The organism is Actinacidiphila sp. bgisy145, from assembly GCF_057708125.1.
Window position 1 is genome coordinate 17,678 of the sequence record NZ_JBYIRL010000008.1, and the last position, 19,291, is coordinate 36,968.

The following is a 19,291-nucleotide window of genomic DNA, read 5'->3' on the forward strand; positions in this document are numbered from 1 at the left end:
GGTGGAGCCGGGGCCTGGGACAAGGCGCTGTTCACCACCTGGGTGGAAAACGGGGGACGGTGGCCACAGGCTACTCCGCCGCGGCGCCGGCGCGGTCAGAGCGACCGCGGCCGCGGTCAGTGCGGAGGCGCGGCCTGGCCGTCGCCGAGGACCTTCGCCGACACGCGGTTGGCGGAGGCGTCGGTGAGGCAGCCGCGCAGCCGCAGTACGTCATGGGGGCTCAGCGCGGGCCGGATCACGCCCGCGTACACGCCGTCGGACAGCACGCCGAGACTGGCGTCCGGGCTCGGCGCGGAGGTGGAGCGGCGGCAACCCTCCCACAGGTCGCGGGCTGCCAGTTCACGGGCGGGCGCGTCGGCCCGGCCGTGCACCTTGACCTGGAAGACGACCGTGGTGGCCGCGGCGTTCGGCCGCGCCTCCTCCCGGGTCTCGGTGGCGTCGGCGAGCGCGTACACGCCCCACACCAGCAGGGCGACCGCGGCCACCGCCCCGGCCACCGACAGCAGTACCCGCAGCCGCCGGGCCGGCGGCACCGCGGGCCGGTCCTCCAACTGCGGTACGGCGCCGTGCACTCCGCCCGGCGGCGCGGCCAGCGGCGCCAGCCGTCCGGCGAGGCGGCGCTCGGCGCCCGGCCGGGCGGTGGCGGCCGCGATCCGCTGGATCACCCACGCCACGCCGGACAGCGCGGCCCCGGTCACCATCAGGATCGGCACGAAGACGAAGGTGCGCGAGGCGCCCTCGCCGGGGTCGGCGCCGTCCCCGCGGCCGTCGCCGAGCCAGCGGAAGGGGTGGGTGGCGGACTGTTCGCGGGCGTGCTCCAGCCGGCGCCGGATCTCCTCGGCGCGGGCGTCGGAGTCGTTGAGCCGGCGCTCCAGCCGCCCCATCCGGCCGAGCAGGATCGCGAGGACGAGGAAGCCCTCGACGGCGAGCAGCAGCACCCCGCAGAGCACCGCGCGCTGCCACTCCCAGCGGTACAGGTAGACGACGAGGTAGACCGCGGCGGCGAGGGTGGACAGGCCGCCGAACAGGTAGCTGACGTACTTCATGCCGCGGCCCCCTTGCCCTGCGCGGCGCCCCCGGCGTCCGGCGGCGGTACGGGCGCGGCGGCGGGTACGCTCGTCGCCGCCGACGACGGGTCAGCGGGCCCGTCAGCCGCGGCAACGGAATCAGCTCCCGTGCCGGGCCCCTTGCCGCCGTCCGGCGGCGGATCGCCGCCGGGGCCGGCGTCTTCGCCCGGACCGCCGGGGCTCCGAGGACCGGGCACGGCGCCGACCGGCCCCGCGGGACTCCCAGGACCGGTGGCGCCAACCCGCCCGCCGGGGCTGCCAGGTGCGGGTGAGGTCTCGGGCTCCTGGCCGGGGGCAAGACGTCCGCCGGGGGCCGGCTCGCCGGAGTGCCCGACCGCGCCGGTCACGCCGGTCACGCCGTCCACTGTCAGCGCCGTGCCCGGGACGTAGCGCTCGACGGCGCGGGGGACGCCCACCGCGGTCGGCACGCCGTACTCGCGAGCCAGCACCGCCAGGTGGGACAGCACGCTGCCGGTCTCCGCGACGAGCCCGGCCAGGCCGGGCAGCAGCGGGGCGAGCGCCGGGTCGAGGGTGCGGACGACCAGCACCGGGTGGGGCGGGCGCGGCTCGCTGCCGTGCCACGCGGTGCCTGTGCCGCGGCCGCCGCCCGCGCCCTGGCCGGTCTCCGCGCCCCGCGTCCCGCGGCCGGTGCGCACCGCCTGCGGCCGGCCGTCGGCGGCGAGCCGGAACGCCGCCGGGAGCGGGGCGGCCGCGGGGCGCGGCAGACGCTCGGCGAGGTCGGCGGGCCGGGGGCCGCCGTCGGCGACCGCCATGAGTTCGCGCCAGCGCAGTTGGGCGATCCGGCCCCGTTCGGCGGCCGGGCCGTGCGTGTCGATCCGCCCGCCGATCTCCCGCACCATCGCGGCCTGCATCTCCTGCACCCACCGGATGCGCAGCCGCAGCCCCTCGCGGACGGACAGGAACCCGACGCCGCGCGGCACCCCGTTCCATCCCACGCGCTCCGGCAGGTCGGGGTGCTCGCCGAGCGACGGCGGCAGCAGGGCCAGCAACACCGGCTGGCGGCGGAGCAGTTCGCGGTCGGGACGGCCGCCCGCCCGGCCCTCGGCGAGCACCGCCAGTGCCTCGCCCGCGGCGGTGCTCCCGGGGTCGGCGTCCAGCAGGGCGCCGGCCAGGGACTCCTGCGCGTGCAGCGACGCGAGCACCGTACGCCCCCAGGCGACCGCGGTCAGCAGCTCGCCGCTGAGCATGTGGCGGGGCGCGGCGAAGTTGTGCAGTTGCCGGTCGACGTCGGCCATCAGGTCCCGGGCGAGCAGCGGCAGCGCCGTCCGCAGCCGGCCGACCCGCCACGCGGCGGCGGCACGGCGGGCGCCGGGGGCGGGGTTGACGAAGTCGAGCACCGGGTGCGCGGCGGGCACCGCCCCGAGCAGCCGCAGGTCGGCGGCGGCCCGGCCGTCCACCGCGGTGGCCACCGGAAGTCTGCGCAGCTTGCGGCGGGGCGCGGCCCCGGCGATGTCCAGGGCGAGGGCGAGCCCCTGGTTCATCGGGGCCAGCCACAGGTCCTCCTCCAGCGGCTGGAGGACGCCCGGCAGTGTCTCGGCGACCGGCCCGGGCCCCAGCAGCCGCGCGCCGCGGGGCGGGCGGGACGCCATCGCCGTGATCGGCCGGGTCTGGAAGAGCCAGAGCCGGCCGGCCGGGTCGAAGCCGAACTCGACGTCCTGCGGGCCGCCGTGGACCGACTCGGTGCGGCGGGCCAGCCGGACGAGTTGGGCCAGTTTCCGGCGGTCGAGCGGTCCGGTGCCGTGCGGCTGGGCCGGTTCGGTGTGCAGCAGCCGCCCGCGGCGGGTGAGTTGGTAGCGCACGCCTTGGGTGCTGCCGTCCACGAGCCGGTCGGGGCCGCCGGCGACCGCGCTGACCAGGATGTGGTCGTAGCGGCCCTCGACGGGGTCGGCGCCGAACATCACGCCGCCCGCGGCCGCTTGGAGCATCGGCTGCACCAGCACGGCCATCCCGTGCAGCGGGTGGCCGGCCTCCGCCCCGTCCGCCGGTGCCACCCGCAGCGCGGAGTCGAGCACCTGGCGGACCGCCCGGGTGAAGGCGTCCCAGCCGCGTACGTCGAGCACCGAGTCGAAGCGGCCGGCCATCGAGGAGTCCTCGGTGTCCTCATGGGCGGAGGAGGAGCGCACCACCAGCGCGGCCGGTTCACGGGCCTCTTGCGGTGCGGGTCCCGCTGTGCCGCCCGCCAGCTGTTCCCACGCCGCGCGCACCGCGCCGGCCCCGGCGGGTGCGTCCGGCGCCCGATCGGCGGGGACCAGGACGAAGCCCGGCAGCACCGGCAGGCCCGCGGCGGCGGCCCGCGCGAGGTTCGCCGCTTTCGCCCCGGCCACGGACGGGTCGGCGGCCGCCGCGGTGTCCAGCGGCGCCACCGCCATGGCCACGGCTGTCGTGTCGAACCCCTCGATCCCCTCGTTCCCCTCGATCCCCTCGATCCCTTGGGCCATTGCCTGCTCCTTCCGGCGGTCGCCGTCCCTCGGGGCGCTCCGCGGCGGCGGCCGCGGATCGCGCGACCGCCTCCGACCACCCTCAGCGTCAAGGACAACGCCTCTTCACCTACGAGACTTTCCGCCGTCGCCGCCGAGTTGCCTCGCGGTGGGGGCCGACCGATCCGTTCCGGCCACGGCCCGATGAACAGAGGAACCGACGGACCGACGAACCGACCGGTCGGCGGGCCGATGTGACCGGCCGTCGGCCCGCCGGATCTTTCAGGAGGCCACGAGCAGGTCGTGGCGGGCGCTGGGGCCCAGCAGGGTGTCCCAGGTGACGTCGGTGAGCCACGTACGCAGCAGGTGCGCGAACGGGGGGTGCTCCGCGGCGAGCGCGACGACGGTGCGGTCGAAGCGGACGGCGCCCTCGGGGGTGCGGGTGAGCAGCATCGCCAGGCGGTGCACGAGGTCGCGGGTGAGCAGCGGGTGCTGGGTGGGCGCGGCGCGGGCCGCGGCGGCCAGGAGCGCGGCGAGCACGTCCGGATCGCGCTCGGTCTCCAGGGCGGCGTCCAGCAGTTCGTGGCGCAGCGGCTGCGAGAGGTGGGTGCCGGGTGTGGCGAAGACCGGCAGCAGGACCGCCCGGACGGGCGCGGGGTGCTCGCGCAGCAGCTCGGCAGTGACGCTGAGCAGCAACGGACGGGCGCCCGGGCCGTGTTCGAGCCGCAGGTCGAGGTAGCGGGCGACGTCCGGGGCGGCCTCCGGGTGCTGCCGCAGGTGGTCCTGGACGAGGACGGCGGCCCGGCGGGCGAGCACCGGCTCCCGTACGGCGGCCAGCGCGGCGAGCACCTCGGCCGCGCGCGCCGCCGCGCGGCCCTCGACCGCACCGACCGGCCCGAGCACGCCCGCCGGCCGCGCGCCGCCGATCGCCGCTTTCGCGCCGGTCTCGCCGTCCACCGCCCGCAACCGGGTCCGGAAGGCGTCGAGCACCATCTCCGGGTGGGTGTCCATCGCCTCCACCAGGGCGTCGGGCGAGAGCCCCGGGTCGCCCGCGGCGAAGCCGCGCAGCGCGGCCGGCAGGTAGCGCACCCGGGTCGGGAGGTCGCGGACCAGCACCCCCAGCGCCGCGCCGTGCAGGCCGGTCTCGTCGGCCCGGGCGAGCAGGGCGAGCGCGGCGTAGCGCAGCAGTTCGCGGTCGGCGGGGCCGCGGGCGAAGCGGGCGACCCGGGCGCCGTAGGTGGCGGCGGCGACCCGGCGGGCGGGGCGCGGGTCGTGCGCCCAGCGGTCGACGGCCCGGCAGATCGCGCCCGGGTGGTCCTCGGCGAGTGCGGCGAGCACCGCGTCGGCGCCCGGGTGCCCTGCGTCGACCAGCGCCTCGGTGAGCGCGTCGGGCGCGCGGCGGCTGTGGGTGTGCAGCAGGGCCTGCGCGGCCGAGGCGACGGTCAGCCGCCCGCCGACGGTGAACGGGTGCGCCGCTTGGAGCGGGCGGTCGTCGTCGAACCAGCCGCACACCACGGGCAGCGCGGCCCCGCCCTGCTCGCGCAGCAGCTGCGCCGCGACCCCCAGGAACCGGTCCTGCCGCGGGTGCTGGCCGGGCGGCCCGTCGGCCGGCAGCAGCACCCGCAGCAGCTCCAGCCGGTCCGGCACCGCCAGCGGCACCGCCCGCCAGAACCACGGCCCGAACCCGCCCAGCGCGCCCAGGTGTTCGGGGACGAAGCCGCCGACCGCGATCGCGCGCACGACGATCCGCCCGGCCAGCGCGCGCAGCACGGGCAGCAGCGGCCCGGCGTCCTCGACCCGCAGCAGCGCCTCCCGCAGCAGGTGCGCGGCCCACCACTGGGCCTCGGCCCGGCGCCGCGCCGCCCCGGGCGCCGCCCCGGCCGGCCGGGGCGGCGCCGTCCAAGGGCCGGCCGCCCGGACCCGCCCGTTCGGCACGGTGTCCGCGTCCAGGTCCGCGCCCTCGGGCTCCCACCGGACGGGCGGGCGCTCCTGGCGCGCCCGGGGCCACGACGGCCCGGGGCGGCCGGTCCGCCCGTCGTCCAACACCTCGACCAGCGCCCCGAGATGCTCCGCCAGAGCCTCGGGCGGCGCCAGCAGCAGGGCGCCGACCACCGGCCCGGCCCGGTGCCGCGGCACCGGCAGCGAACGGGGGCGCCCGGACGGGCCGACCGCCGGTGCGGGCGGCACCGGCGGCGCCCCGGGCGTCAGCCCCGGGCCGCCGGTCCCGCCGAACCGGCCCGCGGTGCGCGACGGCAGCCGGACCGGCGCGTCACCGGGCACCAGGGGCGGTACGGAGTGGCCCGCGGCGGGCGACCAGCGGTGCACCAGGGCGTTCAGCGCGGTCGGCAGGTCGAGGTGGAGGGACTGGACCCAGTCGCCGAACTCCTCGTGGGCGAAGCGGTAGCCCGCGCCGGCCGGCACGAGCAGGCCCTCGGCGAGGACCGCCGACGCCCAGCCCGTACGCCACGGGAACAGTTCCTCGAACGCCTCCCGGTCCAGTTCGCCCTGGCCCGGGCCCAGGCAGCGCCGGGCCGCCTCATGGGTCTGCCCGGCCACCCGGGCGGCGAGCCGGCGCAGCCCCCGGCCGCGGACCGGCGGCGCGTCCGGTGCCGCGGCGCCCAGCCGCACCGCGATCCGCAGGCACGCCGCGTCCAGGTGGGCCGCGAAGACCTCCGCGCGGCTGGGCGCCGGGGCGGGCGCCACCCGCGGGCCGATCTCGGCCCGCACCTGGGACAGCAGCCGCAGCGCCAGCACGTGCCCGGCGTCCTTCGCGCGCAGCGCGCCCTCGGGCAGGCCGTGCCGCGCGCGGGCCTCGGCGGCCTCCGCCCCGTCGAGGTCCCCCACCCGCACGCACGGCGGCAACGGCCGTACGGGGACGCCGGGTTCGCCCTCCCCGTCCCCGGCGCCCGCGCCCGCACCCGCGCCCGCCCTCGGCTCGTGGACCAGCTCGGCGGGGAGCAGCGCGCCGGCCTGCTCCCAGAACTCCGGGCGGCACGCCACGACCAGCCGGGCCCGGCTGGTGCGCAGCCACCCGGCGGTCGCGGCGATCCACCCGGCCAGTTCGTGGGCGAGGACGGGCGGCATCTCCTCGGGCGCGTCGAGCAGCACGACCAGCGGGCGGCCGGCGGCGCGAGCGAGGGCAGCGACCTCCTCGGCGGGGTCAGCCGCGCCGTACGCGAGCGGTGCGGGCAGCGGCCGCCCAGGGGTGTGGCCGTCCGGGCCGACCACCCGGGCGGCGGCCCGCAGCGCGCGCTCCACGGCGTCCTTGACGCTGCCGTCGCCCGGCCGCAGTTCCGCGCCGCGCACCCACACCGTGGGCGCCGGGTCGGCGGCCTCGCGGCGGCGGGCGGCCAGGGCGGCGAGTTCGGTGCTGCGGCCGGTGCCTGGCTCGCCGACCAGGCCCGCGGCGAGCGGCGCGGCCTCACCGCGGCGGCTGAGGAAGTGGTCGAGCGCGGCGGCGATCCCGGGTCTTGGCACCGCCTCCCGGCACGGTTCGCCGGCGCCCGCGGCGGCATCGACGCTCGCGTCGGCCAGCCGGAGGGCCCCGGCGAGGTTGAGGTGCGCGCCGTACGCCGGGACGGTCGCGGCGGCCCGGACGATCAGCTCGGCCAGCGGCGCGGGCGCCGCCCCGGGGTGCAGCGGCACCGCGAAGCCGCCGGCGCGGTGCCCGGAGTGCAGTGCGGTGACCACCACCGCGAGCACCGCGCCGGTCGCCGCGTCGACCACCGGGGTGCCGGACGCCTGCGGGCCGGCCGCCGCCAGGTCGGCGCCGTCGAGCGCCAGTTCATGGACGCCCTCCAGCAGGTGGAAGCGGTCGGTGGCGGTGTACGTGACCGAGGTGGTGCCCAGCACGGTCGCCGCGGCAGGCTGCGGCAGCCGCAGGACGGCCCGCCGGTCGCGGTGCCCGGCGCCGGAGCCTGGGGGCGCGATCGGCAGGGGGCGCACGTCGAGCCCCTCGGTCGCCACCAGCGCGAGCCCGCACCCCGGCAGCGGGGTGACCGCCTCGGCCTCGACCAGGCACACCTGGTCGCCGGGGGCGTGCAGCACCAGCCGCGCCAGCCCGTCGACCGCCTCGTGACTGGTGATCAAGGTCCCCTCGCGGTCGGCGAGGAAGCCGGTGCCGCGCGGGCGTCCGGCCAGGTCGCAGACCCGGATGAGCGAACCCGCGCCCCCCGGGCCGCCGCCGGCCCCGCTCCCGGTGCCGCCGGGCGCGCCGTCCCGTACGCCGTCGCGTGCGCCGGTCCGTCCGCCGGCCTGCTCGCCGATGTGCCCGCCCCGTCCCCGGGTCCTGCCGCCGCCGCGCACCACTGTCATGGCCTGCACTCCCCCACTCCACCCGCCCCCCACGCCCCGTTTCGTCCCGCTATCGACGGTAGGTGGCGGACGGTCCGGCGCCAAGATCGCCTGGGGAACGCGCCCCCTCCACGACCCGCCCTTCACTCCGAGCGCCCCGCCATCCGGGTGATTTCGGCGGCCCGAATGGATAAGGACAGCTCGGGGGGCGGAGGGGGTCGTGGGGCGGGACCGCCAAGGGGACAGGCAGTCCCGCCGTACGGCGAGGCGTTCGCCGTACGGCGGGCAGGGGTCCGGCCGTAGGAGCGGGCGGGCGGCTACTGGCCGAAGCCCGCCACGATCTTCGCGCGGCCCTGGTGCTCCTCGACCAGCGCCAGGAAGCGCCCGTCGGGCCCGAACACCGCGTGGGTGCCGGCGCCGAGCGCGGGCGTGCCGATCCGGACCCCGTTGCCGAGCAGCCGCGCCTGGTCGGCGTCGACGTCCCAGCGGGGGAAGGCAGCCGCCGCGGCCCGCTCGATCGGCAGCACCTCGAAGGACTCCTCCAACTGCTCCAGGGTGCGCGCGACGGTGAGGTCGTACGGCCCGACGCGGGTGCGGCGCAGCGCCGTGAGGTGGCCGCCGACCCCGAGCCCCGCGCCGAGGTCGCGGGCGAGCGCGCGGATGTACGTGCCGGAGGAGCAGGTCACGGTGACGTCGAGGTCCAGCAGGCCGGGCGCGCCCTCGGGCACCCGCACCTCGCCGACCGTGAACGCGCTGACCGTCACCGGCCGGGCGGCGAGCTCGAACTCCTCCCCCTCGCGGACCCGGGTGTAGGACCGCACCCCGTTGACCTTGATGGCGCTGACCTTGGAGGGCACCTGGAGGATCGGCCCGGTGAGCGCGGCGACCCCGGCGTCCACGGCGGCCCGGGTGACCGCGGCGGCGGACGTCTCCGCGGTGACCTCGCCCTCGGCGTCGTCGGTGACGGTGGACTGGCCGAGCCGGATGGTGGCCGCGTACTCCTTCTCGGTGAGCGCGAGGTGCCCGAGCAGCCGGGTGGCGCGCTCCACCCCGATCACCAGCACCCCGGTGGCCATGGGGTCGAGGGTGCCGGCGTGGCCGACCCGCCGGGTGCCAGCCAGCCGGCGCATCCGGGCCACCACGCCGTGCGAGGTGAGCCCGCCGGGCTTGTCGACGACGACCAAGCCCGAGGGGCCTTCCTTCCTGGGACTCATGCCTGGCCGCGACCGTCCTCGTCGTCGGCCGCGCCGGCCGCTGCCTGCTCGCCGGTCTCCTCGGCGTCTGTGTCCTCGGCGGCGTCCGTTTCTTCGGCGTCCTCGGCGTCCTCGTCGTCGGCCGCCTTGCGGTACGGGTCGGCGTCGCCGGCGTACTGCGCGTCGGTGGCGGTCTTGCGCACCTGCTCGTCGGCCGCGCGGGCCTTGGCGAGCAGGTCGTCGATGGTGCGGGCGTTGTCGGGCAGCGCGTCGGCGACGAACGCCAGGGTCGGGGTGAACCGCACCCCGGTCTGCCGGCCGACCTCGGAGCGCAGCACACCCTTCGCGCTCTCCAGGGCGGCGGCGGACGCGGCGCGCTCCTCGTCGTCCCCGTAGACCGTGTAGAAGACCGTCGCCTCCCGCAGGTCACCGGTGACCCGGGTGTCGGTGATCGTCACGTATCCCAGCCGCGGGTCCTTGATCCGCCGCTGGAGGGTCTCGGCGACCACGACGCGGATGCGGTCCGCGAGCTTTCGCGCCCGCGCGGTGTCGGTCATCGTGTTCTTCTCTCTTCACTCGGTTCGTTCGGTCCGTCGTCCGGTCACTCGTCGTCGCCGTGGATGCGCTGCCGGGCGGAGAGCAGATCCACCTCCGGCCGGGCGGCCATCCAGCGCTCGCACCGGTCGAGGACGTCCCTGACGTGTCCGAGGTCGCCGGAGACCGTCGCGATCCCTATCTCCGCCCTGCGGTACAGGTCCTGGTCACCGGTCTCGGCCACGCTCACCGCGAACCTGCGGTGCAGTTCGGCGACGATCGGGCGGACCACGGACCTCTTCTCCTTCAGCGACCGTACGTCACCGAGCAGCAGGTCGAAACGCACTGTGCCTACGTACATGACCATGAACGGTACAGGCGACGGCCGGGGCCGATCGACGGCTTTTTCTGCCGTCGACCGGCCCCGGACCGGTGGTGCCGCCCGCCGCGGTCGGCAGCGGGCCGTGGGATCAGCCGCGCGGCTTCTCCCGCATCTCGTAGGTGGCGATGACGTCGTCGACCTTGATGTCGTTGTAGTTGCCGAGGTTGATACCGCCCTCGTAACCCTCACGGATCTCGGTGACATCGTCCTTGAAGCGGCGCAGGCCCTCGATGTTGAGGTTCTCCGCCATGACCTTGCCGTCGCGCAGCAGGCGGGCCTTGGTGTTGCGCCGGACCTCGCCGGAGCGCACCAGCACACCGGCGATGTTGCCGAGCTTGGAGGAGCGGAAGATCTCGCGGATCTCGGCGGTGCCGAGCTCCACCTCCTCGTACTCGGGCTTCAGCATGCCCTTGAGCGCCGCCTCGATCTCCTCGATGGCCTGGTAGATCACCGAGTAGTAGCGGACGTCGACGCCTTCGCGCTCGGCCATCTGGGTGGCACGCCCGGCGGCGCGCACGTTGAAGCCGATGACGATGGCGTCGGAGCCGGTCGCCAGGTTGATGTCGGACTCGGTGACCGCACCCACGCCGCGGTGCAGCACGCGGATGTCGACCTCCTCGCCGACGTCGAGCTGGAGCAGTGCCGATTCCAGCGCCTCGACCGAACCGGACGCGTCGCCCTTGATGATGAGGTTGAGTTCCTGCACCTCACCGGCCTTGAGCGCCTCGTCCAGGTTCTCCAGCGAGAACCTGCGGCCCTTGCGGGCGAACGCCGCGTTCCGCTCGCGGGCGGCACGCTTCTCGGCGATCTGCCGGGCGGTGCGGTCCTCGTCGACGACGAGGAAGTTGTCGCCCGCGCCGGGCACGTTGGTCAGACCGAGCACCAGCACCGGAGTCGACGGGGTCGCCTCCTCCACGCTGGCGCCGCTGTCGTCGAGCAGCGCCCGGACCCGGCCGTACGCGTCGCCGACCACCATGGTGTCGCCGACCCGCAGGGTGCCGCGCTGGACCAGGACGGTCGCCACGGCGCCGCGGCCGCGGTCGAGGTGCGCCTCGATCGCGATGCCCTGCGCGTCCTGGTCCGGGTTGGCCCGCAGGTCGAGCGAGGCGTCCGCGGTCAGGACCACGGCCTCCAGCAGGCTGTCGATGTGCAGGCCCTGCTTGGCGGAGATGTCGACGAACATCGTGTCGCCGCCGTACTCCTCGGCGACCAGGCCGAACTCGGTGAGCTGGCCGCGCACCTTCGTCGGGTCGGCGCCCTCGACGTCGATCTTGTTGACCGCGACCACGATCGGCACGTCGGCGGCCTTGGCGTGGTTGAGCGCCTCGATCGTCTGCGGCATCACACCGTCGTTCGCCGCGACCACGAGGATCGCGATGTCGGTGGACTTCGCACCGCGGGCACGCATGGCGGTGAACGCCTCGTGACCGGGGGTGTCGATGAAGGTGATGGCGCGCTCTTCGCCGTTGACCTCGGTGGCGACCTGGTAGGCACCGATGTGCTGGGTGATGCCGCCGGCCTCGCCCGCGACCACGTTGGTCTTGCGGATCGCGTCGAGCAGGCGGGTCTTGCCGTGGTCGACGTGACCCATGACGGTCACCACCGGCGGGCGGGAGACCAGGGCCTCTTCGCCGCCCTCGTCCTCGCCGAACTCGATGGAGAAGGACTCGAGCAGCTCGCGGTCCTCCTCCTCCGGGCTGACGATCTCCAGCACGTAGTTCATCTCGCCGGCGAGCAGCTCCAGGGTGGAGTCGGACACCGACTGGGTGGCGGTCACCATCTCGCCGAGGTTCAGCATCACCTGGACGAGCGACGCCGGGTTGGCGTTGATCTTCTCGGCGAAGTCGGTGAGCGAGGCACCGCGCGACAGGCGCACGGTCTGGCCGTTGCCGCGGGGCAGCAGCACGCCGCCCACGGACGGGGCCTGCATGGCCTCGTACTCCTGGCGCCGCTGGCGCTTGCTCTTGCGACCGCGCGCCGGACGGCCACCGGGGCCGCGACCGAAGGCACCCTGCGTTCCGCCACGGCCGCCCGGGCCGCCCGGACGCCCGCCGAAGCCGCCGGGACGCGGACCGAAGCCGCCACCCGGGGCGCCGCCACCAGGACGGGGGCCGCCGAAGCCGCCACCGCCACCACCGGGACGACCGCCGCCACCGGGACCGGCCGGACGGCCGGCGAAGCCGCCGCCACCACCGGGACGACCGCCGCCGCCACCGGGACGGCCACCGGGACCGCCCGGACGGCCGCCGGGACCGCCGGGACGCCCACCGGTGGAGGGCGCGGGGCGCTGCGGCATCATGCCCGGGTTCGGGCGCGGGCCCGAGGACTGCGGGCGGGGCATGCCGCCCGGGGTCGGACGGGCGCCGCCGGGGCCGCCCTGGCCGCCGCCGGGACGCGGGGCGCCACCGGGGCGCGGAGCGCCGCCGCCGGGACCCGCGGGACGCGGGGCACCGCCCTGGCCGCCGCCGGGACGCGCCGCGCCACCGGGGCGCGGCATGCCGGTGGAGCCGGACGTGAACGGGTTGTTGCCGGGACGCGGGCCGGCCGGACGCGGCGCGGCCGGACGGGCGCCCTGGCCGGGCGCGGGGCGGTTGCCGCCGGGGCGGCCGCCGTCACGCTGGCCACCGTCGCGCTGGCCGCCGTCGCGCTGACCGCCGGCCGGGGCCGGACGGGACGGGCGCGGGCCGGGGGCCGGCGCGCCGGGGCGCTGGCCTGCGGCCGGGGGCGCCGACGGGGGTGCCTGGAACTCCGCGGCGGGCACGGGTGCGGCCGGCGCGGGCTTGGGCCCGGGGGTGGGCCGGGGGCCGGGGCGCGGGCCGGACGGCGCGGCGCCGCCGCTCGGGGCGGCCGGAGCCGCCGGGCCGCCGGCCGGCTTGGGCGCCGGGGCAGCAGGACGAGCCGACGCGCCCGGGGTGGGGCCTGCCGGCTTGGGCCCCGGACGGCCTGCCGCCGGGGAGGGCGCCGCCTTGCGCGGCGCGGACGGCTTCGCAGCGGACTTGCCGGCGCCGCCGCCGGGTCCCTGGAAAGCGTCAGTCAGTTTGCGGACAACCGGCGCCTCGATCGTCGAGGACGCCGAACGGACGAATTCGCCGAGTTCCTGGAGCTTGGCCATGACGACCTTGCTCTCGACTCCCATCTCCTTGGCGAGTTCGTATACCCGGACCTTAGCCACTTCGCTCCTTTTAGGTCCGGGGTGATCGTCCGCCGGACCGTCGCTACTTCATGGGCGTACTCATCGCGTACTCATCGAGTGCTCATCGCAATCTCGACCTACTTCCATCTCGCGAGGTACCTGACCGCACGGTGTGCCCGTGCCGTTCCTGTTCTTACGGGGTGTTGCCGGTGTTACGGGGCTGCCTGCTCGACGTACCGGCGCAACTCCGCGGTGTCCGGCGCGACCGGCCCTCTGAAGGCCCGGGCGAACGCCCGACGGCGGACCGCCAGGTCGAGACAGGCAAGGGCGGGATGCAGATACGCACCCCGACCGGGCAGCGTACCGCGAAGATCGGGAACGCACGCGCCCCCGCTCGCCGCCACACGCAGCAGATCGCTCTTGGCCGCCCGTTGACGGCAGCCGATGCAGGTTCGCTCCGGGCATGCTGGCGTCAGCGTCCGACCAGACACCTCTAAGTCTACCTCCCCGCGCCAACCTCACTCCTTCGAGTGGGCGAACGTACGGTTGTTCGTCCGGAACCCACAGTTTCGCCGCTCGGCGAAGGCGTCAGTCCTGCTGCTCGGTGTCCGGCCGGATGTCGATCCGCCAGCCGGTCAGCCGCGCGGCCAGCCGCGCGTTCTGGCCTTCCTTGCCGATCGCCAGCGACAGCTGGTAGTCCGGCACGGTCACCCGGGCGGAGCGGGCGGCGGCGTCCACCACCTCGACGTGGGAGACCCGGGCCGGGGACAGCGCGTTGGCGACCATCTCCGCGGGGTCGTCGGACCAGTCCACGATGTCGATCTTCTCGCCGTGCAGTTCGGCCATCACCGCCCGCACCCGCGCGCCCATCGGGCCGATGCAGGCGCCCTTGGCGTTCAGCCCGGACCGGGCGGAGCGCACCGCGATCTTCGTACGGTGCCCGGCCTCGCGGGCGATCGCCTCGATCAGCACCGAGTTGTCGGCGATCTCGGGCACCTCCAGGGCGAAGAGCTTCTTCACCAGGTTCGGGTGGGTGCGCGAGAGGGTGACGGACGGGCCGCGGGTGCCCTTGGCGACCCGCACCACATAGGCGCGCAGCCGGGTGCCGTGACCGTAGTCCTCGCCGGGGACCTGCTCCTGCACCGGCAGGATGGCCTCCAGCTTGCCGATGTCGACCAGGACGTTCTTGGGGTCCTTGCCCTGCTGGACGACGCCGGTGACGATGTCGCCCTCCCGGCCGGCGTACTCCCCGAAGGTGACGTCGTCCTCGGCGTCGCGCAGCCGCTGGAGGATCACCTGCTTGGCGGTGGACGCGGCGATCCGGCCGAAACCGGTGGGCGTGTCGTCGAACTCGCGCGGCTCGGCGCCCTCCCCCGCCTCCTCCTGGTCCTCGGTCGCCCACACGGTGATCTGCCCGCTGTGGCGGTCCAGTTCGACCCGTGCGCGCCGGTGGCTGCCGGGCTCGCGGTGGTACGCGATGAGGAGTGCCGACTCGATCGCCTCGACCAGCAGGTCGAACGAGATCTGCCGTTCGGTCACCAAGCCCCGCAGGGCCTTCATGTCGATGTCCACGGCTACGCCTCCTCAGTGTTCTCGTCGTCAGTGTTGTCGCCGACGGTCTCGTCGCCGACGGTCTCGTCGCCGTCGTCCGCCTCGTCGTCGGCGCCGTCCTCGGCACCGCTCTTGCGGTTGAACTCGATCTCCACCCGGGCCCTGGCGATCTCGGCGAAGTCCGCCCGGGCCGGCTTGGGCTTGCGGCCCTTGACGCCGGGGACCTCCAGGTCCAGGCCCGCGTCGTCCACCGCCATGATCCGTGCGATCAGCTCGCCGCGCTCCTTGAGCTGGAGCTTGACCAGGCGGCCGGTGTTGCGGCGGAAGTGCCGCGGCTCGGTCAGCGGCCGGTCGGTGCCGGGCGAGGTGACCTCGAGGACGTACTCGGCCTCTCCCATGGCGTCGGACGCGTCGAGGGCCTGCGACATCGCGCGGCTCAGCTCGGCCACGGCGTCGAGCTGCACGCCGTCCTCCGCGTCCACGACGACCATCAGCTGGCGGCGCCGGCCGGCCACCGTCACCTTGACGTCCTCCAGCTCCAGTCCCGCCTCGCCGACCAGCGGCTCAAGCAGCGCGCGCAGCCTCTCGCTCTGGGTGGTGCTCATCCGGGTGACTCCTCGGCCGCGTCTGCTGTTGTCATGGAAGGTCGCGTGTTGAGCGGAACTTTACCCGAGTCCGCAGGGCCCGGACGCGGCGCGGGGCGGGCACCGGGATGACAGTGGCTGCGCCTACACTCCCTGTCATGATCCCGAAGCTGACCCGGCGTGGCGCCGTGGCCATGGCGACCGCCGGGGTGCTGGCGGGCTGCTCCGGCGGCCGCAGCGGCGCGGCCACCGCCTCGCGGGCGGACACCGCGCAGGCCGCGCTCCAGGCGCGGGAGGTCCGGGACAGCACAGCGCTGCTGGCGCGCTACGACGCGGTGATCGCGGCGCATCCGCAGCTGGCGGCGCGGCTGGCACCGCTGCGCGCGGACACCGCCGCGCACGTGCGGGTCTTCGACGGCCGGTCGGCGACCGCGCGCACATCCCCGTCGGCCCCTTCCTCGCAGGCCGCACCGCCCGCTTCGGTGCCCCCTTCCGCGACCGCCTCGGACGGCACCGGGTCCGCCGCCTCGTCGCTGGCGGCGCTCGCCACCGCCGAGCGGGAGCTCGCCGACCGCAGGGCCGGCACCCTGCTGAGCGCGCCGGGTGCCCTCGCCCGGCTGCTGGCCTCGGCGGCCGCGGCGAACGCCGCCCACGTCGCCCTGCTCGGCCGCCCGGCCGGAAAGTGAGCGCCCGGTGACCGCGACCACGATCGTCGACGCCGCGCAGGCCGCCCTCGCCGCCGAGCACGCCGCCGTCTACGGCTACAGCGTGGTCGGCGGGAAGGTGGCCGCCGATCGCAGGGCCGAGGCGCAGCAGGCGTACGACGCGCACCGGGCCCGCCGCGACGCCCTGGCCCGCACCGTGACGGACCTCGGCGCGGCGCCGGTGGCCGCGGCGGCCGGCTACGAACTGCCGTTCGCGGTGACCGGCCCCGCCGCGGCGCTGCGGCTGGCCGGCTACCTGGAGGACCGGGTCGCGGGCGCGTACGGCGACCTGGTGGCGGTCGCGATCGGCGGGATACGACAGGACGCGGCGGCCGCGCTGCGTGAGGCGGCGGTGCGCGGGGTGCGCTGGACCGGCGTCGGCGTAGCCTTCCCCGGGGTGGCCGAGCAGCACTGACCGGCGGGCCGCACGCGCACACGACGGAGGGAACGCAACACGATGAGCGCAGCGGCGCAGGCCGGCGGGGCCGGGAACACGTCCGGGGACGCGTCCGGGAACGCGCGGGCCGCGGGCGTGGTCCTCGCACCTCCCGAGCGGCTCGTGCGCACCGTCTCCGCCTGGGCGGGCGAGCCCGGCCGGCGGTGGCTGGCCGCGCTGCCCGCGACGGTCGCCGGCTACCTCGACCGGTGGGGGCTCACCGCGGAGCGGGTCTTCGCCGCGGGCGGCCAGATCAGCATGATCGTGCTGGTCCGCACCGACGACGGCACGCCGGCCGTCCTGAAGGCGGGCATGGTCACCCAGGAGACCGCCCAGGAGCACGCCGCGCTCGCGCACTGGGGCGGGCGCAGCGCGGTGCGGCTGCTGCGGGCCGACCCGGAGCAGGGCGTGATGCTGCTGGAACGGCTGCACGCCGACGTGTCGCTGCGCTCGCTGGCCGAGCCGAAGGCGATGCTCGAAGCGGCCGGGGTGCTCCAGCGGCTGTGGGTGCCGCCCGCCGGCGGCCACCCCTTCACCACCGTCGAGGAGTACACCGGCGCGCTGGTGCCCCTGCTGCGGGCGCGCCGCGAGGAGCCGTACGCGCAGGACGTGCGGGCGCTGGTCGACGAGGCCCTCGCCGACCACGGCCGGCTCATCGCCACCGCGCCCGAGGCCGTCCTGCTGCACGGCGACTACCACCATGGCAACGTTCTCGCCGGGGACCGCATGCCCTGGCTGGCGATCGACCCCAAGCCGCTGGTCGGCGAGCGCGCCTACGACCTCGCCTGGCTCGTCCGCGACCGGCTCGACACCCTTGTCGCCCAGCCCGGCTCCCGCGCGGCCGCCCGCCGCCGCCTCGCCAAGCTCGCGGCCGCCGTCGACGTCGACCCCGAGCGCCTGCGCGGCTGGTCCCGCTTCCGCGCCGTCGAGGCCGGCGTGTGGAGCCTGTCCGTGGGCGACACCCACGACGGCGAACTCCTGCTGGAGTTCGCCACCTGGCTCGACCCGGCCGCCTGACGCCGACCGAACACGTCAGGCGTCCTGCTGCGTCAGGCGTCCCTGAGCCGGGCGACCGCCTGGGCCAGCGGCAGTTCGGTGCGGGCGCCGGTGCGGCGGTCCCGCACTTCGAGCACGCCCTCGCCCGCGCGGCGCCCGGCCACGAGGACACGGGGCACCCCGATGAGTTCGGCATCGGTGAACTTCACCCCGGGCGCGACCGCCTCCCGGTCGTCGAGCACCACCCGCAGCCCCGCCGCCTCAACCGATCGCGCGGCGCGCTCGGCGAGTTCGGCGGCCGCCCCCTTCCCCGCGGCCACGATGTGCACATCCGCCGGCGCCACCTCGGCGGGCCAGCACAGCCTGTGGGTGTCGGCGGTCTGCTTGGCCAGCGCAGTGACCGCGCGGGAGACGCCGATGCCGTAGCAGCCCATGGTGACGCGGACCGGCCGCCCGTCGGGGCCGGGGACGTCGAGCCCGAAGGCGTCGCTGTACTTGCGGCCGAGTTGGAAGATGTGGCCAACCTCGATGGCACGGTCCAGCCGCAGTGCGGCGCCGCAGCGGGGGCAGGGCCCGTCGGCCGACGGCGGGTCCGCGGGGCGGGCGACCGCTTCGACGTTGGCGGCGAACCCGCATGCGGGGCAGTCGGCGAAGGTGTCCTCCCCGGCCTGCGCGGGCGCGAGGAACTCCTCGGACGTGGAGCCGCCCATCGCCCCCGACACCGCGGACACGATCCGGACGGTGAGGCCGAGCCGCCGGAAGATCCGGACGTACGCCTCCCGGTGCAGCCGGTACGCCTCGGCGAGCCCTTCGGGCGCGAGGTCGAAGGAGTAGGCGTCCTTCATCTGGAACTCCCGGCCCCGCAGCACCCCGGAGCGGGGGCGGGCCTCGTCGCGGTACTTGGTCTGGATCTGGTAGAGGATCACCGGCAGGTCCCGGTAGGAGGCGACCTGGTCCTTCACCAGCAGCGTGAAGGGCTCCTCGTGGGTGGGCCCGAGGACGTACGCGGCGCCCTTGCGGTCGGTGAGCGAGAAGAGCAGGTCGCCGTACTCGGCGGCGCGGCCGGTGGTGTCGTACGTCTGCCGGGGCAGCAGCGCCGGCAGCAGCACCTCCTGGCCGCCGATCGCGTCCATCTCCTCGCGGACGATCCGCGCCACGTTGTCCAGCACGCGCTTGCCCAGCGGCAGCCAGCTCCACACCCCTGCCGACGAGCGGCGTACGTACCCGGCCCGGACCAGCAGCCGGTGGCTGGTGGTCTCGGCGTCGGCCGGGTCGTCGCGCAGTGTCTTGAGCAGCAGCCTGGACATCCGCAGGACCATGGTGGGGCTCCGTGTCTCCTCGAAGGTCCGGGGAGGATATCGAGGCGGGGCACGGAGGGCGTAGCGGTTTATTCCGGGCGCGGCAGTGGGAGGGGGGCGCCCATGACGGCGTAGGGGCGGGGGGCGCTGGGGAAGTGGACGGGGCGGGCGAGGTCGCGGTAGCCGAGGGTGCGGTAGAGGTGGCGGGCGGGGCTCTCGACGTCGATCGCGGAGAGGATGCTGCGCGGCTCGGTGGCGGTGTCGGTGATCTCGGTGATCAGGCGGCGGCCGATGCCGCGGGCCTGGAAGTCGGGCAGCACATGCAGTTCGGTGATGACGAAGGAGTCGTCGAGCCAGCTGTCGTTGCCGCGCATCCGCAGGTAGGGCTGGACGACGCTGGACCACCAGTGCGAGCGGTCGTTGGGCATGCCGTAGACGAAGCCGACCATCCGGCCGTCGCGGGTGTGGTGCGCGGCCCAGGCCCGCGCCCCCGTACAGGTCAGGTGGCGCAGCACGATCTGGCGGCGGATCGCGACCTCCTCCGGGCCGAGCCCGAACGCCACCGCCTGCACGCCCAGCGCCTCGTCCACGTGTTCGGCCAGTTCACACGGGCGGACCACCACGTTCTCCATGACGCGCGACCTTATCGCCTCCCGCCCGCCGCGACCCTCCCGGTATGCCG

General features: G+C 76.2%; 15 protein-coding genes. 3 read left to right on the forward strand and 12 right to left on the reverse strand.

The window, feature by feature from the left end; translation table 11 throughout:
• Positions 1-116 precede the first annotated feature (116 nt).
• The 10 genes from AC3ERT_RS09100 to rimP form a co-directional block, all read right to left on the reverse strand.
• Positions 117-1,046 (reverse strand): hypothetical protein, encoded by a 930-nt coding sequence (locus AC3ERT_RS09100; RefSeq protein WP_435130912.1) that lies wholly within the window; start codon positions 1,044-1,046, stop codon positions 117-119.
• Positions 1,043-3,526 (reverse strand): PEP/pyruvate-binding domain-containing protein, encoded by a 2,484-nt coding sequence (locus AC3ERT_RS09105; RefSeq protein ID WP_435173567.1) that lies wholly within the window; start codon positions 3,524-3,526, stop codon positions 1,043-1,045. Before AC3ERT_RS09105 ends, AC3ERT_RS09100 begins: the two co-directional genes overlap by 4 nt.
• 261 nt (positions 3,527-3,787) lie before the next feature.
• The gene (locus AC3ERT_RS09110) at positions 3,788-7,819 is read right to left on the reverse strand and encodes a serine protease (protein ID WP_435173569.1); all 4,032 of its coding nucleotides are present in this window, start codon (positions 7,817-7,819) and stop codon (positions 3,788-3,790) included.
• 296 nt (positions 7,820-8,115) lie between these two features.
• Positions 8,116-9,012: a tRNA pseudouridine(55) synthase TruB gene (gene truB, locus AC3ERT_RS09115; RefSeq protein ID WP_435130906.1), complete on the reverse strand. Its 897-nt coding sequence runs from the start codon at positions 9,010-9,012 to the stop codon at positions 8,116-8,118.
• A complete protein-coding gene (rbfA, locus tag AC3ERT_RS09120) occupies positions 9,009-9,548 on the reverse strand; it encodes a 30S ribosome-binding factor RbfA (protein WP_435173570.1) in 540 nt (179 codons plus the stop codon). The genes truB and rbfA overlap by 4 nt, the downstream gene beginning before the upstream one ends.
• A 44-nt stretch (positions 9,549-9,592) precedes the next feature.
• Positions 9,593-9,886: a DUF503 domain-containing protein gene (locus AC3ERT_RS09125; RefSeq protein WP_335981463.1), complete on the reverse strand. Its 294-nt coding sequence runs from the start codon at positions 9,884-9,886 to the stop codon at positions 9,593-9,595.
• A 109-nt stretch (positions 9,887-9,995) separates the two neighbouring features.
• Positions 9,996-13,079: a translation initiation factor IF-2 gene (gene infB / locus AC3ERT_RS09130; RefSeq protein WP_435130901.1), complete on the reverse strand. Its 3,084-nt coding sequence runs from the start codon at positions 13,077-13,079 to the stop codon at positions 9,996-9,998.
• 173 nt (positions 13,080-13,252) lie between these two features.
• The gene (locus tag AC3ERT_RS09135; protein ID WP_335981467.1) at positions 13,253-13,531 is read right to left on the reverse strand and encodes a YlxR family protein; all 279 of its coding nucleotides are present in this window, start codon (positions 13,529-13,531) and stop codon (positions 13,253-13,255) included.
• A 97-nt stretch (positions 13,532-13,628) separates the two neighbouring features.
• A complete protein-coding gene (gene nusA / locus AC3ERT_RS09140; protein ID WP_335981468.1) occupies positions 13,629-14,612 on the reverse strand; it encodes a transcription termination factor NusA in 984 nt (327 codons plus the stop codon).
• Between the two features lie 2 nt (positions 14,613-14,614).
• Positions 14,615-15,196 (reverse strand): ribosome maturation factor RimP, encoded by a 582-nt coding sequence (gene rimP / locus AC3ERT_RS09145; protein WP_435130899.1) that lies wholly within the window; start codon positions 15,194-15,196, stop codon positions 14,615-14,617.
• Positions 15,197-15,333: 137 nt separating this feature from the next.
• Between rimP and AC3ERT_RS09150 the strand changes: the two genes are divergently transcribed.
• From AC3ERT_RS09150 to AC3ERT_RS09160, 3 genes are read left to right on the forward strand one after another with little or no spacing between them, the layout of a single operon-like run.
• Positions 15,334-15,861 carry a hypothetical protein gene (locus tag AC3ERT_RS09150; protein ID WP_335981472.1) on the forward strand — a complete coding sequence of 176 codons (528 nt, stop codon included), beginning with the start codon at positions 15,334-15,336 and terminating at the stop codon, positions 15,859-15,861.
• Positions 15,862-15,868: 7 nt separating this feature from the next.
• The gene (locus AC3ERT_RS09155; protein ID WP_435173572.1) at positions 15,869-16,294 is read left to right on the forward strand and encodes a ferritin-like domain-containing protein; all 426 of its coding nucleotides are present in this window, start codon (positions 15,869-15,871) and stop codon (positions 16,292-16,294) included.
• A gap of 42 nt (positions 16,295-16,336) precedes the next feature.
• Positions 16,337-17,332 carry an aminoglycoside phosphotransferase family protein gene (locus AC3ERT_RS09160; RefSeq protein ID WP_435173574.1) on the forward strand — a complete coding sequence of 332 codons (996 nt, stop codon included), beginning with the start codon at positions 16,337-16,339 and terminating at the stop codon, positions 17,330-17,332.
• 32 nt (positions 17,333-17,364) lie between these two features.
• Here the strand turns inward: AC3ERT_RS09160 and proS are convergent, their stop codons facing one another.
• Positions 17,365-18,618 (reverse strand): proline--tRNA ligase, encoded by a 1,254-nt coding sequence (gene proS / locus AC3ERT_RS09165; RefSeq protein WP_435173576.1) that lies wholly within the window; start codon positions 18,616-18,618, stop codon positions 17,365-17,367.
• Positions 18,619-18,698: 80 nt separating this feature from the next.
• On the reverse strand, positions 18,699-19,241 hold the full coding sequence (locus AC3ERT_RS09170) for a GNAT family N-acetyltransferase (RefSeq protein WP_435173577.1): 543 nt from the start codon (positions 19,239-19,241) through the stop codon (positions 18,699-18,701).
• Between the last annotated feature and the right edge of the window lie 50 nt (positions 19,242-19,291).

Coding starts and splice junctions, on each gene's coding strand:
- AC3ERT_RS09100 (WP_435130912.1), bottom strand. CDS start 1,046: ATGAAGTACGTCAGCTACCTGTTCGGCGGCCTGTCCACCCTCGCCGCC.
- AC3ERT_RS09105 (WP_435173567.1), bottom strand. CDS start 3,526: ATGGCCCAAGGGATCGAGGGGATCGAGGGGAACGAGGGGATCGAGGGG.
- AC3ERT_RS09110 (WP_435173569.1), bottom strand. CDS start 7,819: ATGACAGTGGTGCGCGGCGGCGGCAGGACCCGGGGACGGGGCGGGCAC.
- truB (WP_435130906.1), bottom strand. CDS start 9,012: ATGAGTCCCAGGAAGGAAGGCCCCTCGGGCTTGGTCGTCGTCGACAAG.
- rbfA (WP_435173570.1), bottom strand. CDS start 9,548: ATGACCGACACCGCGCGGGCGCGAAAGCTCGCGGACCGCATCCGCGTC.
- AC3ERT_RS09125 (WP_335981463.1), bottom strand. CDS start 9,886: ATGTACGTAGGCACAGTGCGTTTCGACCTGCTGCTCGGTGACGTACGG.
- rimP (WP_435130899.1), bottom strand. CDS start 15,196: ATGAGCACCACCCAGAGCGAGAGGCTGCGCGCGCTGCTTGAGCCGCTG.
- AC3ERT_RS09150 (WP_335981472.1), top strand. CDS start 15,334: ATGATCCCGAAGCTGACCCGGCGTGGCGCCGTGGCCATGGCGACCGCC.
- AC3ERT_RS09160 (WP_435173574.1), top strand. CDS start 16,337: ATGAGCGCAGCGGCGCAGGCCGGCGGGGCCGGGAACACGTCCGGGGAC.
- proS (WP_435173576.1), bottom strand. CDS start 18,618: ATGTCCAGGCTGCTGCTCAAGACACTGCGCGACGACCCGGCCGACGCC.
- AC3ERT_RS09170 (WP_435173577.1), bottom strand. CDS start 19,241: ATGGAGAACGTGGTGGTCCGCCCGTGTGAACTGGCCGAACACGTGGAC.